This window comes from Paeniroseomonas aquatica, assembly GCF_030409335.1.
Lineage (GTDB): Bacteria > Pseudomonadota > Alphaproteobacteria > Acetobacterales > Acetobacteraceae > Belnapia > Belnapia aquatica.
Genome location: NZ_JAUFPN010000194.1, coordinates 1 through 14,720, shown reverse-complemented (window position 1 = coordinate 14,720; position 14,720 = coordinate 1). Strand labels below are relative to the sequence as shown.

The following is a 14,720-nucleotide window of genomic DNA, read 5'->3' as shown; positions in this document are numbered from 1 at the left end:
GCGGCTCAGCCCCCCGCCTTCGGCAGCGCCGCGCAATTGCTCGCCGCCACCTCCCCGGCGAAGCGGGCGGCGACCCAGGCATGCGCCTCCTCCGCCCCGCCGACCATCACGCCGTTATGGTCCCGCCCGGCCACCGGCCGGTAGGCGAGGCCGGTGCCATTGGCGCAGAGCTGCCCGGCCAGGCTATCCGTCCAGCCCGGCGGCACGGTCCTGTCGGCGGTGCCCTGCATGATCATGGTGGGGGCGGCGATGCGCAGGCTGCCCGGCTCGTTCTCAGCCGCCATCTTGCGGAAAGCCGTGAGGTCGGGGGCGGGCAGGAACTGGTCCTTCGCAATGGCGGTGGACCAGTAGCCGGTGGTCAGCGCATGGGTCATGCAGCCCACGTGCAGGTCCGGCAGATGCGGCAGCGCGGCCGGCGCCAGGATCTTTGTGAGGTTGATGGCGCGGTTGGTGCCGGCATAGGATTGCAGCACGTAGAGCACGTAGGGCAACGACAGCTCGACACCCGCCGCCTGCCGCACCGCATCCAGCCGGCCCATGATCTGCGAGCCCGGGGCGAAGGCGAGGGTGCCGACATGGGTGAACTCCGGCAGGTAGTCCGGCCCCAGCGCCCCGGTGAACAACGCCGCATGGCCGCCCTGGGAGTGGCCCAGCACGGCATAGCGGGTGCCGAGGTTGGGCTCGACCCGCCGGGCGGCGCGCAGCATGTCGAGCGCGTTCCAGGCATTGGGGCGGCCCTGCAGGAAGGGATGCGGCTCCGGCGTGCCGAGCCCCTCGTAGTCGGTCGCCACCACCGCATAGCCGCGGGCGACGAAGCCATCGAGCAGGGTGCGGAGGCCGGCGAGATAGGCATGCTCCGGCCCGGTCGGGGTATCGCGCGAGGGCGCGCAGACCGGCGCCAGGCCGGTGGTGCCATGGGTCCAGGTGATGACCGGCCAGCCGCCGGCCGGCGGGGTGCCGGGCGGGATGGCGATGGTGCCGGAGACGGCGGTGCTGCCGCCGGCCGCGGCGGTGGAGTGGTAGAGCACCAGGGTATTGCGGGCGGCGCTGGCGAGGGAGGCCTCGGCGGCCAGCGGCCGGGCCCAGATGACCGAGCCGCGCTCCCCCGCCGGCAGCGGGCTGGGCGCCTGGTAGAAGGCCATGCCGGCCGGGCCGGGGCGCACCGGCTGCGCGATCGCCATCCCGGGTAGGCCGAGCCCGGCCAGCAGCAGGATGGCGCGCGACACGACAGCAAGCATGGCAGAATCCCCCGGATGCGGCCGCGCCCGGGACTCATATCCAAGGCGAAGCGATGCAACCGCTATCGCCGAATGCTTGCCGGAATGCAACCAAAGCGCGAGAGCGCCGGGGCCTCAGGCGACCGCCTTCCGCCCCCGCTCGCTTTCCGTCTTCAGCTGCCCGCAGGCGGCCGAGATGTCCCGCCCGCGCGGCCGGCGGATCGGGCTGGAATAGCCGGCATCGTTGAGGATGGCGGCGAATTTGGCCGTCTGCTCATGCGTGCTGGTGAGATACGGGCTGCCGGGCCAGGGGTTGAAGGGGATCAGGTTGATCTTGGCCGGCAGGCCGGCGAGCAGCCGCACCAGCTCGCGTGCCTCGGCCTCGCTGTCGTTCACCCCGCGCAGCATGACGTACTCGAAGGTGATGCGGCGGGCGTTGGAGGCGCCGGGGTAGCGGCGGCAGGCATCCAGCAGCTCGGCGATCGGGTACTTGCGGTTCAGCGGCACGATCTCGTTGCGCAGCTCGTCCGTCACCGCATGGAGGGAGACCGCGAGGTTGACGCCCAGCTCCTCGCCGCAGCGGTCCATCATCGGCACGACGCCGGAGGTGGAGAGGGTGATGCGGCGGCGGGACAGGCCGATGCCCTCGCCGTCCATGATGATCCGCAGCGCCTTCGCCGTATTCTCGTAGTTATAGAGCGGCTCGCCCATGCCCATGACCACGATGGTGGAGAGCAGGCGGGGCTGGTCGTCCTTCGGGCTCGGCCATTCGCCGTAGCTGTCCCGCGCCGCCATGAACTGGCCGACGATCTCGGCGGCGCCGAGGTTGCGGACCAGCTTCTGGGTGCCGGTATGGCAGAAGCGGCAGGACAGGGTGCAGCCGACCTGGGTGCTGATGCAGACGGCGCCGCGGTCGGCGTGGCGGTCGGGGATATAGACCGTCTCCACCTCCTGCCCGTCGCGGTAGCGAAAGAGGAATTTGCGGGTCTCGTCGGCGCTGGTCTGCACCTCCGCCGCGGTGGGCCGGCCGACCACGAAGCGCTCGGCCAGGCGCTCGCGCAGCGGCCCGGCGATGCTGGTCATGCGGGCGAAGTCGGTGACGCCCTGGTGATAGATCCAGTGCCAGAGCTGCTTGGCGCGGAAGGGCTTCTCGCCCAGCGTCGCCAGCTCGGCGACCAGCTCCTCCCGCGTCAGTCCGACCAGCTCGCGGCGGCCGTCGGGCAGCGTCGCCTCCGGCGGGTTGAACAGCGCCGACTTGGCGAGGACGCGGTCGCGCTCGGCGACGGTCAGGTCGCTCATCGCCCGGCCCCGCCCGGCGGGCATTCCTTGCTGATGGCGTCGTAGGCCTGGCTGAAGCCGGCCAGGGAGAAGCTGTCGGTCACCGTGCCGCGGCCACTGGCGCCCGGCCCCCGCAGCACCGCGTCGCGGCCACTGCGGAAGGCGCGCACCGCGGCGGCGCCGTCCCGCGCCGCGGCGGTCGAGCCGGCGGTGTAGAAGGGCAGCTCGTTGGCGCTGACCGTCGCCATGACCTCGGCGTTGCGCGGATAGGCATAGCCGGCGGACATGGTGACCGTGTCCCGCCCGCTGGGCCGATGGGTCACCGTCAACAGCACGCCCTGGCGGCTGGCGCCCTCGCTGCGGGTTGGCTTGGCGAAGGCGTAGCAGACCTTCTGCCCCCCCTCGGCGTAGGTCGCGGCGATCCAGGCCTGGAAATCGCCCAGCTTGCGCGGACGAGCCTGCTGCTGTTGCGCCATGGCAACCGGGGCGAGGAGGAGGAGGATGGGCAGGGCGAGGCGAGGAAGCACGCGCATGCGCGCTAGATACGAGCCCCCGGCCTCTCCAGCAATGGACCTTCGCCGGAAACGCGACATCACGGCAAGCGGGCTGGTCGTCGGCGCCCCGGCCCCTTATGCCATCCGGCCATGACCGATGCCGCCGATGGCCACCTCGCCGCCCAGTACGAGGCCTTTCCCTATCCCGCCCGCGACCCGCGGGAGGAGGCGAAGCGGCTGATCATCGGCAGCCCGAGCCACCTGCGGGAGATCGACCACTGGATCTTCGGCGCCCGCCGCCCGGCCAGCCGGCCGCTGCAGGCGCTGTTCGCCGGCGGCGGCAGCGGCGACGGCACCATGATGCTGGCGCAGCAGATGGCCTGGGCCGGGCGCCCCGGCAGCGTCACCTGGCTCGACCGCAGCGGTGCCGCCCGCAGGCTGGCCGAGGCCCGGGCGGCGGTCCGCAAGCTGGAGAACATCCGCTTCGAGCAGGGCTCGCTGCTCGAGCTGGCGGGCTCTGGCCTCGGCCCCTTCGACTACATCGACTGCTGCGGCGTGCTGCACCACCTGCCGGACCCGCTGGCCGGGCTGCGGTCGCTGGTCTCGGTGCTGGCGCCGGGCGGCGGGCTCGGGCTGATGGTCTATGCCCCGCATGGCCGCACCGGGGTCTACATGCTGCAGGACGCGCTGCGGCAGCTGGCCCCGGCGACGGAGGCCCCGGCCGCCCGGGTCGAGGTGGCGCGGCGGCTCTGGCGGCAGGTGCCGGAGACCGCCTGGCTGAAGCGCAACCCCTGGCTGACAGACCATATCTCCGGCGGCGACGCCGGGATCTACGACCTGCTGCTGAACCCGCGCGATGCCGCCTTCACCGTGCCGCAGCTCGGCGCGCTGGTGGCCGCCGCCGGGCTGCGGGTCGCCTGCTGGGTGGAGCCGGTGCGCTACGACCCCGACAGCTACCTGGCCGACCCGCGGCTGCGCGCCCGCACCGCGGCGATGGCCCCGCTGGAGCGCGCCGCCCTGGCGGAATCGATCACCGGCAACATGGGCATCCACATCGTCTACTGCGTCCGCGCCGGCGACCCCGAGGCCGCGCCCCCCTGGGACGACCCGGCCGCGGTCCCGACCCTGCGGGAGATGGACGGCCCGGCGCTGGCCAAGGGCCTGCCGCGGGACGGCACCATCGGGGTGACCTTCGACGGCCTGCGGGTCAGCCTGCCGCTGCCGCGTCTGGCGGGGGCCATCCTGCAGCGGGTGGACGGCAGGCGCTGCTTCGGCGCCATCGCCGACGAGCTGGCGGCGAACGGCGTCTCCCGCGAGGCGTTCTGGCGCGACCTGCCGCTGCTGCGGCGGAGCATGGAAGCGATGAACCGCCTGCTGATCACCGCCCCCGCTTGAGCGCCGCCATCATCATCTTCGGCGCCGCCGTCCGCCCGGACGGCAGCGCCAGCCCGACCCTGCGCCGGCGGGTCGAGGCGGCCGCCCGGCTCGGCGCCGGGCTGGAGGCGCCGCTCTTCGTCCCGACCGGCGGCCAGGGCCGCTTCGGCCCGCCCGAGAGCCAGGTCATGGCCGCGCTGCTGGCCGAGTTCGGCGTGCCGCCGGGACGGATCCTGGAGGAGCCGACCGGGACCGACACCCTCTCCTCGGCCCGGGCCTGCGCGCGGCTGCTGCACGGCCATGCCGGGCCGGTCTTCGCCGCGACCAGCCGCTTCCACCTGCCGCGCTGCCTGCTGGTGCTGCGGCTGCTCGGGCTGCCGGCGCGGCCGGTGCCGATCGGCGGCTCCGCCCGCGGCGCCGGCGTGGCGCAGCGCTGGTACTGGCGGCTGCGGGAGGTCCCGGCCATTCCCTACGACGCCGGGCTGGCGATCTGGCACCGGCTGCGGGGCCGGTGATCCTCCCCGGCCGATAAGCGGCTAGGCTGCCCGCCTGCCCCGACGGAGCCCCGCATGCTGCCGCCGCCCATCCTGCACCTGCCCTATGGCCCCGGCCCCTTCCGCATGGCCATGGGCCTCACCGCCATCCCGCCCGGCGCATGGATCGAGATCGACGACCAGTACCCCGCCCAGCTTGCCGAGCGGCGCCGGCTGCTGCGGGAGCGCCCGGCCGAGGTCGTCGCCGCGCTGCCCGGCACCGAGGCGATCCAGCGGGAGCTGCTGGATCGCCTCGTGGCGCACCTCCCGGCGCGCTATCCGGACTGGTTCCGCCGCGACGGCCGCCGGCTGCACAATGCCTTGACCGGCGAGGCCTGCGACCTCGACGAGGCGCCGCTGCCCCTGGTCGGGCGGCTGGTGCAGGAGGATTTCTGCCTGCTGCGGGAGGAGGAGGGGGGCCTCCGGCTGGTCGGCGCGGTGCTCTGCTTCCCCAGCGGCTGGCGGCTGGCGGAGAAGCTCGGCCGGCTGCTGGGGCCGATCCACGCGCCGGTGCCGCGCTATGCCGAGACGCTGGAACGCCCGGTGGACCGCTTCCTCACCCTGCTGAAGCCGGGCCGGCTGGCGATGCGGCTGAACTGGTCGCTGATGGACGACGCCACCCTGTTCCGCGCCGAGGCCCATGGCCGCACCGACCACGCCGCCGCGGTGACCGCGGCCAATGCCGGGGAGGCGCTGGTGCTGCGGGTGGAGCGGCAGAGCTTCGTGCGGCTGCCGGCCAGCGGCGCCATCGCCTTCGGCATCCGCATCCACCTCACCCCGCTGGCCGCGGTGGTGCGCCACCCCGGCGAGGCGGCCCGGCTGCGCGAGGCGGTGCTGGCGCTGCCGCCGGAGATGCAGCGCTACAAGAGCCTGCTGCCCTTCCGGGAGGCGGTCCTCGGCTACCTCGAGGCCTGCCCCTGAGGCGGCGGCGCGGCCACCTCCGCCTCCGCCGCCCTCTGCGCCAGGGCGAAGACCCGGAGGGCGCTGGCCAGCGGCGGGCCCGCCGCGGCGCGGGCGGTGTCGATCTCGCACACCAGCCCGGCCAGGCTGGCGGCGCGGCGGGCGGCGACGGCCTCCAGCACCGCCCAGAACTCCGGCTCCAGCGCCACCGAGGTGCGGTGGCCGGCGAGCTGAAAGCTGCGTTTCCGCAGGTGGCCGCCCTCAGCCATCCAGCGTGGCGCCGGGGGCGACCATGTCCTCCGGCCGGACCCAGCGGTCGAAATCCTCGGGCGTGACGAAGCCGAGCTTCTCGGCCGCGTCGCGCAGCGTCAGGTTCTCGGCCAGCGCCTTCTTGCCGATGGCGACGGCCTTGTCGTAGCCGATCCTCGGGTTCAGCGCGGTCACCAGCATCAGCGACTTCGCCAGGTTCTCGGCGATGCGCTCGCGGTTCGGCTCCAGCTTCAGGACCATGTGCTCGGCGAAGCTCTCGGCGACATCGGCCAGCAGGGTCGCCGACTGCAGCACGGCGAAGATGATGACCGGCTTGAAGACGTTGAGCTCCAGGTGGCCCTGGGCGCCGGCGACGGTGACGGTGGTGGTGTTGCCCATGACCTGGGCGGCGACCATGGTCATCGCCTCCGACTGGGTCGGGTTGGTCTTGCCGGGCATGATGCTGCTGGAGAGCCCGGCCGCCGGCACCACCAGCTCGGCGAAACCGGAGCGCGGGCCGCTGCCGAGCAGGCGGATGTCGTTGGCGATCTTGTTCAGCGAGACGGCGATGGTGTTCATCACCCCCTGCAGCTCGACGAAGGCGTCATGCGCGCCCATGCCCTCGAACTTGTTCGGGTTGGGGGTGAAGGCGAGGCCGGCGCGCTCGGCCAGGATCTGGCAGAAGACCGTATCGAAGTCGGCGTGGCGGTTGAGGCCGGTGCCGACCGCGGTGCCGCCCTGGGGGACCGAGAGCAGCCGCGGCATCACGCCCCGCAGCCGCTCGATGCCCAACTCCACCTGCCGCGCCCAGCCGCCGAATTCCTGGCCGAGGGTAACCGGCACCGCATCCATGAGGTGGGTGCGGCCGATCTTGATGATATCGGCCCATTCCTCCGACCGGCGCCAGAGCGCGGCATGCAGCACGCCCAGCGCCGGGATCAGCCTTCCCTCCACCGCCTCGGCGGCGGCGATGTGCATCATGGTCGGGAAATTGTCGTTGGAGGACTGGCCGCGGTTGACGTGGTCGTTCGGGTGGACCGGCTTGCGGCTGCCGAGCGGAGAGCCCAGCAGCTCGTTGGCGCGGTTCGAGATGACCTCGTTGGCATTCATGTTGGTCTGGGTGCCGGAGCCGGTCTGCCAGACGGGCAGGGGGAAGTCGGCGTCCCGCCGCCCATCGGCGATCTCCTGCGCCGCCTCGCGGATCGGGCCGGCGAGCTCGGCGGGCAGCTCGCCGAGGCGCTCGTTGGCCTCGGCGCAGGCCCATTTGTGCAGGCCGACGGCGCGGATCAGCAGGGGCGGGAAATGCTCCGAGCCGATCCGGAACAGCCGGCGGGCACGCTCCGTCTGCGGGCCCCAGTAGCGCACGGCGGCGATGTCGATGCTGCCGAGGCTGTCGGTTTCGGTGCGGGTATCGGCCATCGGGGCATTCCTCTGCGATGTGGGTCGCAGAGCCCAACGTCAGTCAGGCCCTTTGGGTGCTCCAGGGCGGCGCCGGTCGTCAGGTGGAGTAGCTGGAGACCTCGATCAGGTTGCCCTCGGGGTCGCGGCAATAGACCGAGCCCATCGCGCCGAGCGCGCCGATGCGGGTGACCGGCCCGGCCTCGATCCTGACGCCGCAGGCGTGGAACTGGCCGACGATCTCCTCGGGCGCCACGGCGACGATGAAGCAGAGGTCCTGGGTGCCGGCGGCCAGCACCTCGGCCGCCATCCACTCCGCCTGCGGCACCCCGACCGGGCGCAGGTTGATCTTCTGCCCGCCGAATTTCAGCGCGACACGGGAGGGGGAGCCGAAATCCTCCCGCTCCATGCCGAGCACGCGCTGGTACCAGGAGGCCATGACCTCCACGTCCCGGCAGTTGATGACGAGGTGGTCCAGCCGGTCGACCGCGAATCGCATCAGGCGGATCCCTTCGGAAGGCGGGCGGTGACCTCGATCTCGATGCGCATGGCATCGGTCTGCAGCCCGGCGTGGATCAGGGTGGAGGCGGGCTTCGCCGTGCCGAGGTAGCGCTTCACCACCGGCCAGCAGGGCTCCCAATCCGCCCGGTTCGGCACGATGAAGAGCACGCGGACCACGTCGTCCAGGCTGCACCCGGCCTGGGCCAGGGCGGCGGCGATGTTCTCGAAGCACTGCGCCGCCTGGCCGGCGACGTCGTCCACGATGGTCATCGCCTTGTAGTCGTAGCCGGTGGTGCCGGAGCACCAGACATGGTCGCCATCGACCACGGCGCGGGAATAGCCGATCTCCTCCTCGAACCTCGAGCCCGAGGAGATGTAGACGCGGGGCATTACTCGAGCCCCTCGTAGAAGTCGTTGCCCTTGTCGTCGACGACGATGAAGGCCGGGAAGTCCTCGACCTCGATCTTCCAGACCGCCTCCATGCCGAGCTCGGGGTATTCCAGCACCTCGACCTTGCGGATGCAGTCCTGCGCCAGCCGGGCGGCGGGGCCGCCGACGCTGCCGAGGTAGAAGCCGCCATACTGCTTGCAGGCGTTCAGCACCGCCTTGCTGCGGTTGCCCTTGGCCAGCATGACGAGCGACCCGCCGGCGGCCTGGAAGCCGGCGACGTAGCTGTCCATCCGCCCGGCCGTGGTCGGGCCGAAGCTGCCGGTGGCGTAGCCGGCCGGGGTCTTGGCCGGGCCGGCGTAGTAGACCGGGTGGTCCTTGATGTAGTCGGGCAGGCCGAGCCCGGCCTCGATCCGCTCCTGCAGCTTGGCATGGGCGATGTCGCGGGCGACCACCACGGTGCCGGTCAGCGAGACGCGGGTCTTGACCGGATGCTTCGACAGCTCCGCCCGGATGGCCTCCATCGGCTGGTTCAGGTCGATCCGGACCACCGCCTCGCTGAGGATCTCGTCGGTCGCCTCCGGCAGGTATTTCGCCGGGTCGTGCTCGAGATCCTCGATGAAGACGCCCTCGGGGGTGATCTTGGCCTTCACCTGGCGGTCGGCGGAGCAGCTCACGCCGATGCCGATCGGCAGCGAGGCGCCATGGCGGGGCAGCCGCACCACCCGGACGTCGTGGCAGAAGTACTTGCCGCCGAACTGCGCGCCGATGCCGAGGTTCTGGGTCAGCTTGTGGACCTCGGCCTCGAGGCCCGGGTCGCGGAAGGCATGGCCGGAGCGGTCGCCCTCGGTCGGCAGGCCGTCCAGCCAGCGGGTGCTGGCCAGCTTCACCGTCTTCAGGGTGGTCTCGGCGCTGGTGCCGCCGATGACGATGGCGAGGTGGTAGGGCGGGCAGGCGCTGGTGCCCAGCGTCTTGATCTTCTCCTCGAGGAAGGCGAGCAGCTTCGGCTTGTTCAGCACCGCGCGGGTCTGCTGGAACAGGAAGGTCTTGTTGGCCGAGCCGCCGCCCTTCAACACGAACATCAGGTGCAGCTCGTCGGCATGGTGCTCGCCGGGCTGGGCCATGATGGAGAAGTCGACGGGGAGGTTGTTGCCGGTATTCACCTCCTCGAACATGCTGAGCGGCGCCATCTGCGAGTAGCGCAGGTTGGTCTCGGTATAGGTGCGGTGGACGCCGTAGCTGATGGCCTCCTCCTCGTCGCCCTGGATCCAGACCCGCTGGCCCTTCTTGCCGAAGACGATGGCGGTGCCGGTGTCCTGGCACATCGGCAGCACGCCGCCGGCGGCGATGTTGGCGTTCTTCAGCAGGTCGAGCGCGACGAAGCGGTCGTTGGCGCTGGCCTCCGGGTCCTGCAGGATCCTGGCGAGCTGGGCCAGGTGCCCCGGGCGCAGCAGGTGGGAGACGTCCTTGCAGGCCTGGAAGGCGAGCTGCTCCAGCGCCTCGGGCGCCACCTTGAGGACGGTCTTGCCCTCGACCTCGAGGGTCGAGACGCCGTCGATCGGCAGCTTGCGCCAGGGGGTGGCGTCGTCCTGCAGCGGGAACATCGGGCTGTAGAGGAAGCCCGAGGGCCGGGTCGGCGGGGAAACCGGGCCGGCGTCGGTATCGGGCGGCGGCGCGAGGGCGGTGTCTTCGGTGGGGGTCACGGGCGGGTCTCCGCGCAGGGGCGCCGCGGGTTGCATCGGCGGCGCAATCGGCTGTGCGGGGATTACCCCAGGCGCGGGTTCAAGCCAACCGCTGCGCCTTCCCTCGTGGCGTCAGTCGCGGGCGGGGCGGCGGCGGAAGGCGTCGAGGCTGACGACCTGCGGCCCGGCGGCGGGGGCGGGGGCGGCCTCTGGCTCCGGCTCGGCCCGCACCTCGGGCGCGGTCGCCTGGAAGCGCAGCCCGAAGCGCACGTGCGGGTCCGCGAAGGCGGTCAGCGCGGCGAAGGGGACGGTGAGCATGGCGGGCACGCCGCCGAAGGACAGGCCGACCGAGAAGGTGCCGGCGCCGCCGTCCACGGCCAGGTCCCAGAATTTGTGCTGCAGGACGATGGTCATCTCCTGCGGGTAGCGCGCCTTGAGATGGCCGGGGATGGCGACGCCGGGGAAGTCGGTCCGGAAGGTCAGGTAGAAGTGGTGCTCGCCGGGCAGGCCGTGCTTGGCGGTATGGACGAGGGCGTCCCGCACGACGGCGCGCAGCGCCTCCTCGGTCCAGAGGGCGTAGGGCAACAGGCTGTCTGGCCGGGCCGGCGAATCGCTCATGAATCGAACTCCCCCCCTACGTATAAAGCAAACTCAATCAATCACGGAAGTGGGAGCCGAGATTTAACTTGGATCAATGCAGGAAAAAAGGCTGAGTGGGGGGCTTCTGTTGCCCGGTGCCCCCCGAACCGCGCTTACCTATTCCTAGGCAGCGAGTGCGACAGCCTCACGGCTGTTATCGTTCGCACTTAGAATCGGCCCGATGACGGCGGAACCATGCCGGGCAAAAGCGGCCTCTTTACCACGATGGTGTAGGTACCCCGCGAACCTAGCCGGTTGCCCGACTCGACCGCACGAAGACCCCACCCCAAACCGGACGGGCACCTTTCGATGCATCCGGCTTTCACTGTGCCTAATGAGAACTTGGCCCCGTCCTTTACAAGAGGCCCGCGTGCAGCTTGCGGTGACACGTAGGGCAGAGAGCGGCCGACTTGCGGGTCCGCGATGCCATCAGGCCCTTAAAGAAAGGGGCCTTCGCCATGTCCGCCATCTTGCGGACGTGGTGTACCTCAACCTCCCCGGCTTCCCCACAGCTTTCGCACTGCTTGGCTGCAAGGCGGGTCGTGATATCGGTCCTGACATACGCGAAATTACGCTCAGTCGGAAACTCGTCCACCGAACGATTTGTCGCCGGTCTTCCTACGTACCGAAGACCGGAAAACAGGTTCCATAGCTGCACGCGGAGTGGGTCCTTACCCTCCCCTTGGCTGTGCGTCACGATGTAGACCCCCGGTCGCACCTTGAACCGGGCCAACTGCTGCAATGCGGTGCTCTGGTGCTTGTTAGCAAGAGTCCGCGCAAAGCTCTGCTGCCACACCCAATGTAACTTACTCAGGTGCCGCTTCACATGCTTGTCTAGCCGATAGTAGTTAGCAAGACCTCTCAACTCGGCGTTGAAGATCACCGCGATCTCGAAGTCTGAGCTATGAAGGAGTTCCGGTCGTGCCTTACCGATGGCCGTATCGTAATCCCCATATCGGTGTCGTTGACAAAAAGCTCGCAGTTTAGAATCCGGGGCACTGAGTGTGATCCGGTCCGAAGGACTACGTATTTTGTACGTAGCGTTCCCGCTGACCCGCTTCGTCTCTCGTGATCCCGTCTTGGTCTTGATCGTGTACCCTAGGAACATTACCCCCTCGGATGCCGGTACTACCCGCGTCTTATCTTCGGCCACGTCCAGATGGAGCGTGTCTTTCAGAAATCGGCGGACGTTTTCCAGCGTGGCGAGTGCTTCTTCGCGGGTACCAACCATTCCGATTAGGAAGTCGTCAGCATACCGCATGTACTGCATTCGCCGGAAGGTGGGATCGTGCGGGTCGGAGGCAGGTACTGCGTTCCGTCGCGCAATCAGTTCCTCGATCTCGGTAAGGAGTTGCTTCTTCCTAACCGTACTTGCTTCATCGTCGCCAAGGGCGTCGATTTTGCGCCGCCTATGTCGCGCTAGCTCCGAGAGGTTCTTCGCCAGAGGCGTAGCCCTTCGGACCTTACCGCGATTAAACCCGGCCATGAGTGCTTCCATGTGCATATCAAGCTCATGGAGGTACACGTTAGCCAGGATAGGCGAAACGATGCCCCCTTGCGGGGTACCGCTGTAGGTCGGCGTAAGCGTCCGTTTCTCCATCACCCCCGCTTTGAGTTGCTTGCGAATGATTTTGAGGAAGTCCTCATCGTCAACCCGCTTGCGCATCAGTTCTAGGAGCACGTCATGGTCGATGTTGTCGAAGTATCCTTTTATGTCCACCTCGACGAACCATTTCGTGCCAGCCCAGTAGCGGAGTTGTTCCAGGGCCGTGTGGCAGGACCGTCCCGGTCGAAACCCATGGGACCGATCTGAGAAGACCGGTTCGTAGATTTGTTCCAGTATGACCCGTTGCACGTCTTGTAACACGCGATCCGAAATCGTGGGTATCCCGAGCGGCCTTTCTTTACCGTTTGGTTTCGGGATGTACACGCGCTTGACCGGTTGCGCCGTGTATCGCCGCTCCACCAGCTTATCGACCCAACCCGAGACGGTGGCGGTCGTGAGACCGTCGAACGTTTCGTTGTCGATGCCGGGCGTGGAAGAGCCCTTGTTCTTGCGCACCCGTTCCACGGCATTTCGCCATAGGGCGGGTGACACGAGAAGTCGGTGAAGGCCATTCACTCGCTTACCGGCCAGAACGAGAGCCGGTATCTTGTCCATCCGCTTCTGAACGGTATCCGGAAGCATCAGCATCCCTCCATTCATGTTCGGATTTGTAGGCACCCTAGACCCCTTCACCTCGCCATCGGCGGTTTCGTCCGGAGTTACCGGACTTATCCCCTAGGTGATCCAGCCTCGCGGCTGGCTGTCCCGGCCATTACGCCGGGCATTTGGCTAGTACGAGTCCTCTGCACCCATGCAGGGTTGCCCCTGTTTAGGGTGTCCCGGAGTGGCCTGTCCTTCTGATCCAACCTGTTTAGGTGTCCCGTTCGTCCCGTGAACTGCCGATTGGCAGTGTGCCCGTCCTGGCTGACTGAGAGTGGGCGACTGAGCTATTCCCCTCTCCATGGACGAGTGAACCCCTCGAACTTCCCTGAGGTTCCGTCAGATTACAACCACTTAGGACTAGGATTGAAGCAATACAGCTTTCACCATGCAGGTTTTGGTCTCGCCGCTCAGAGGCTAGGAAGTTTTGCCTCATCCACGGCTTTTTCGGCATGCTAAGGTCCCCTTCGGGGTTTCCCCCTCAGGTAAGCCGAATGACCACGGGGCGGCGTCAGCTACCCCGGAGAACCAAGTTCTCACAGATTAAAAAGTCAAAGAACAAGCGCCTTCCGGCGCACCGCGTCGAGCCTGTTTCGCCCCCATGAAGACCCCTGCGACAGGGCCGATGGTGGAGGCGCCGGGCACTGCCCCCGGGTCCGCAACGATTATTCCAAGCCGTGTTTATCACCATAGTCGCCGAAGCGACGGCCCCTAGGTACGGCGTCCCGCGCCGGGTTTCGAGGGGTATCGGCGCTCACCATCGAGAGAGGCGGCAGGCGATGCGCGCGGGACACACTCCGCCCGGCGGCGGCGGCATCCCGTCTCGGGCCTGTCCGAATCCGGGCGTGCCCGGTAAAACCCTGCCATGGCCCTCACCCCGACCCAGCTCGACGACATCGCCGCCGCCCGCGCGGCCGAGCACCAGACCCGCCGCCCCACCGTTCCGGCCCTGGAGGCCCTGCTGTACCAGGCGCTGCCGGTGCTGGACCACGGCTTCGTCCGGGTGGTCGACTACATGGGCGACGACGCCGCGGTGGTGCAGGCCGCCCGCGTCTCCTATGGCCGCGGCACCCGGGCGGCGAACGAGGACCGCGGGCTGATCCGCTACCTCATGCGGCACTGGCACAGCACCCCCTTCGAGATGTGCGAGATCAAGTACCACGTGAAGCTGCCGATCTTCATCGCCCGGCAGTGGATCCGCCACCGCACCGCCAACGTGAACGAGTACTCGGCCCGCTATTCCATCCTCGACCGGGAATTCTACCTGCCGGCGCCGGAGCAGCTGGCCGCCCAGTCGAGCGACAACCGCCAGGGCCGCGGCGCCCCGCTGCAGGGCGAGGAGGCGGCCCGGGTGCTCGACCTGCTGCGCCAGGACGCGATGCAGACCTACGACCACTACGCCTGGATGCTGAACGAGGGGGCGGCCGACACCCCCGCCGACCCCGGCCGCCAGGGCCTGGCGCGCGAGCTGGCGCGGATGAACCTGACGCTGAACACCTATACCCAGTGGTACTGGAAGACCGACCTGCACAACCTGTTCCAATTCCTCAGGCTGCGCGCCGACGCCCATGCCCAGTACGAGATCCGCGCCTATGCCGAGGTGATGCTGGACACGGTGCAGGCCTGGGTCCCGGCCTGCCACGAGGCCTTCCTGGACTACCGCATGGGCGCCGCGACCTTCTCGGCCGGAATGCTCGGCGTGGTCCGCCGGCTGCTCGCCGGGGAGCCGGTGGCGCAGCCGGACAGCGGCCTGTCGAAGCGGGAATGGCGGGAGCTGATGGAGACCCTGGGGCGCCCGGTGGCATGAGCCCGGCGCGGGCGGGGCGGGCCGCGGCGGCCCCGGCCACCCGGCGCCGCGGCCG

Annotated in this window: 14 protein-coding genes and 2 other RNA genes; 4 read left to right on the top strand and 12 right to left on the bottom strand. The window is 69.4% G+C overall.

All coding sequences use genetic code 11. The features are described from left to right. Window positions 1-5: 5 nt before the first annotated feature. The 3 genes from QWZ14_RS24075 to QWZ14_RS24065 form a co-directional block, all read right to left on the bottom strand. Complete coding sequence (locus QWZ14_RS24075; protein WP_290319504.1) at window positions 6-1,238, bottom strand: alpha/beta fold hydrolase; 1,233 nt, start codon at window positions 1,236-1,238, stop codon at window positions 6-8. A gap of 114 nt (window positions 1,239-1,352) precedes the next feature. Further along, window positions 1,353-2,516: a 23S rRNA (adenine(2503)-C(2))-methyltransferase RlmN gene (gene rlmN, locus QWZ14_RS24070; protein ID WP_290319503.1), complete on the bottom strand. Its 1,164-nt coding sequence runs from the start codon at window positions 2,514-2,516 to the stop codon at window positions 1,353-1,355. Further along, window positions 2,513-3,028 carry an invasion associated locus B family protein gene (locus tag QWZ14_RS24065; protein ID WP_290319502.1) on the bottom strand — a complete coding sequence of 172 codons (516 nt, stop codon included), beginning with the start codon at window positions 3,026-3,028 and terminating at the stop codon, window positions 2,513-2,515. Before QWZ14_RS24065 ends, rlmN begins: the two co-directional genes overlap by 4 nt. Window positions 3,029-3,139: 111 nt before the next feature. Between QWZ14_RS24065 and QWZ14_RS24060 the strand changes: the two genes are divergently transcribed. The 3 genes from QWZ14_RS24060 to QWZ14_RS24050 are packed head-to-tail and all read left to right on the top strand — an operon-like array spanning window position 3,140 to window position 5,817. Continuing rightward, entirely contained in the window at window positions 3,140-4,384 is a 1,245-nt protein-coding gene (locus QWZ14_RS24060; protein WP_290319501.1) for a class I SAM-dependent methyltransferase, read from the top strand. Next, window positions 4,381-4,878, top strand: coding sequence for a YdcF family protein (locus tag QWZ14_RS24055; RefSeq protein ID WP_290319500.1), 498 nt, complete (start codon window positions 4,381-4,383; stop codon window positions 4,876-4,878). The genes QWZ14_RS24060 and QWZ14_RS24055 overlap by 4 nt, the downstream gene beginning before the upstream one ends. Window positions 4,879-4,932: 54 nt before the next feature. After that, window positions 4,933-5,817 carry a heme-dependent oxidative N-demethylase family protein gene (locus QWZ14_RS24050; RefSeq protein WP_290319499.1) on the top strand — a complete coding sequence of 295 codons (885 nt, stop codon included), beginning with the start codon at window positions 4,933-4,935 and terminating at the stop codon, window positions 5,815-5,817. Here the strand turns inward: QWZ14_RS24050 and QWZ14_RS24045 are convergent. The 9 genes from QWZ14_RS24045 to ssrA (QWZ14_RS24005) form a co-directional block, all read right to left on the bottom strand. After that, window positions 5,796-6,065, bottom strand: coding sequence for a ribbon-helix-helix domain-containing protein (locus tag QWZ14_RS24045; protein WP_290319498.1), 270 nt, complete (start codon window positions 6,063-6,065; stop codon window positions 5,796-5,798). The two genes, QWZ14_RS24050 and QWZ14_RS24045, sit on opposite strands and share 22 nt — an antisense overlap. Beyond that, on the bottom strand, window positions 6,058-7,464 hold the full coding sequence (locus QWZ14_RS24040) for a class II fumarate hydratase (protein WP_290319497.1): 1,407 nt from the start codon (window positions 7,462-7,464) through the stop codon (window positions 6,058-6,060). Before QWZ14_RS24040 ends, QWZ14_RS24045 begins: the two co-directional genes overlap by 8 nt. Before the next feature lie 79 nt (window positions 7,465-7,543). Next, the gene (locus QWZ14_RS24035) at window positions 7,544-7,942 is read right to left on the bottom strand and encodes a VOC family protein (protein ID WP_290319496.1); all 399 of its coding nucleotides are present in this window, start codon (window positions 7,940-7,942) and stop codon (window positions 7,544-7,546) included. After that, the gene (locus tag QWZ14_RS24030) at window positions 7,942-8,334 is read right to left on the bottom strand and encodes a RidA family protein (protein WP_290319495.1); all 393 of its coding nucleotides are present in this window, start codon (window positions 8,332-8,334) and stop codon (window positions 7,942-7,944) included. The genes QWZ14_RS24035 and QWZ14_RS24030 overlap by 1 nt, the downstream gene beginning before the upstream one ends. Continuing rightward, complete coding sequence (locus tag QWZ14_RS24025) at window positions 8,334-9,935, bottom strand: fumarate hydratase (protein WP_290319587.1); 1,602 nt, start codon at window positions 9,933-9,935, stop codon at window positions 8,334-8,336. The genes QWZ14_RS24030 and QWZ14_RS24025 overlap by 1 nt, the downstream gene beginning before the upstream one ends. A gap of 210 nt (window positions 9,936-10,145) precedes the next feature. Next, the gene (locus tag QWZ14_RS24020) at window positions 10,146-10,631 is read right to left on the bottom strand and encodes an SspB family protein (protein WP_290319494.1); all 486 of its coding nucleotides are present in this window, start codon (window positions 10,629-10,631) and stop codon (window positions 10,146-10,148) included. Between the two features lie 94 nt (window positions 10,632-10,725). Next, window positions 10,726-10,929, bottom strand: a transfer-messenger RNA (tmRNA) gene (ssrA, locus tag QWZ14_RS24015). A gap of 78 nt (window positions 10,930-11,007) precedes the next feature. After that, window positions 11,008-12,846, bottom strand: coding sequence for a group II intron reverse transcriptase/maturase (gene ltrA / locus QWZ14_RS24010; protein ID WP_290319493.1), 1,839 nt, complete (start codon window positions 12,844-12,846; stop codon window positions 11,008-11,010). Window positions 12,847-13,407: 561 nt separating this feature from the next. After that, window positions 13,408-13,564: a transfer-messenger RNA gene (ssrA, locus tag QWZ14_RS24005) on the bottom strand. Between the two features lie 159 nt (window positions 13,565-13,723). Here ssrA (QWZ14_RS24005) and thyX point away from each other — a divergent pair. After that, the gene (thyX, locus tag QWZ14_RS24000; RefSeq protein ID WP_290319492.1) at window positions 13,724-14,665 is read left to right on the top strand and encodes an FAD-dependent thymidylate synthase; all 942 of its coding nucleotides are present in this window, start codon (window positions 13,724-13,726) and stop codon (window positions 14,663-14,665) included. Window positions 14,666-14,720 lie beyond the last annotated feature (55 nt).